Annotated in this window: 1 protein-coding gene; it reads left to right on the top strand. The window is 76.9% G+C overall.

Annotation, left to right across the window (positions count from 1 at the left end; translation table 11 throughout):
* The first annotated feature begins 243 nt into the window (after nucleotides 1-243).
* Nucleotides 244-708 carry a hypothetical protein gene (locus tag FOE67_RS27225; protein WP_182667477.1) on the top strand — a complete coding sequence of 155 codons (465 nt, stop codon included), beginning with the start codon at nucleotides 244-246 and terminating at the stop codon, nucleotides 706-708.
* Nucleotides 709-856 lie beyond the last annotated feature (148 nt).

Here is an 856-nt window from a genome sequence, read left to right as displayed (position 1 = left end):
CACCTGGGGCACGGGGCTCTCCCTTGGGGTCCTCGGGGTTCACCGGCGTCCGGCGGGGCGCCGGTTCGGCGACTCATCCTAGAAAGATCCCGTCCGATCCGGCACACGGCTTTCCGGCGGGCCGTCCCGCGCCCCGTGACGATCCGGAATTTTCCGTGGAACCCGCGTCATGATTCGTTCGCCCTCCCCTCCTTCCTGGTGGGAACGGCGCCGAGGGACGGCGCCGGCACGGGAGGAGAGGCCATGAACGGGAGCGCGACGGAGCGGAACGCGCTGGAATGGCTGGCCGGCGCGGCACCGGAGCCCGCGGTGTGGCTGCGGGCCCTGGAGAGCGCCCCCGATCGCACCGCGCCGCTGCCCTGCGGGCGTCGCTGGGACGTGCTGGTCCTGCCCCCCCGGCTCGGCCCTCCCACGCTGGAGGTGCTGCGCGGGCTCGTGGGCGTGCCGGGGCCGGTGCTGGGGGACGGTGGGACCGGGCGGGTCGGTTTCCTGGTGCCGGTCGGCACGGCCGACTGCTGGCTGGGGACGGGGGTGCGCTGCGCGGGTGCGGGGGAACGGGTGCCGGTCCCGCATCCGGCACGGCGCACCGGTCCCGGTGTGCGGTGGCTCTCGGCCCCCGACGGGACGGGGCGCCTGGTGGATCCCCGTCCGCTGGAACTGGCGATGCACGAGGCGGCGATCCGGACGGTGCCGATCGGACATCGGTGACCGTGACGCCGCGGCACGGCGGCGCCGGGGCGTGCCCGGTGCGGGGGCGGCCGCCCCGGAACGGAGGGGAGAACCCGGGACGGCCGTGTGCCGGGCCCGATCCGGCCCGCCCCGGGGGGAGTGGGGTCGGGGCCGATCGGTCGCGGGA

This window comes from Streptomyces calidiresistens (assembly GCF_014141525.1).
GTDB lineage: Bacteria > Actinomycetota > Actinomycetes > Streptomycetales > Streptomycetaceae > Streptomyces > Streptomyces calidiresistens.
This window is presented reverse-complemented; position numbering and strand designations above follow the sequence as displayed.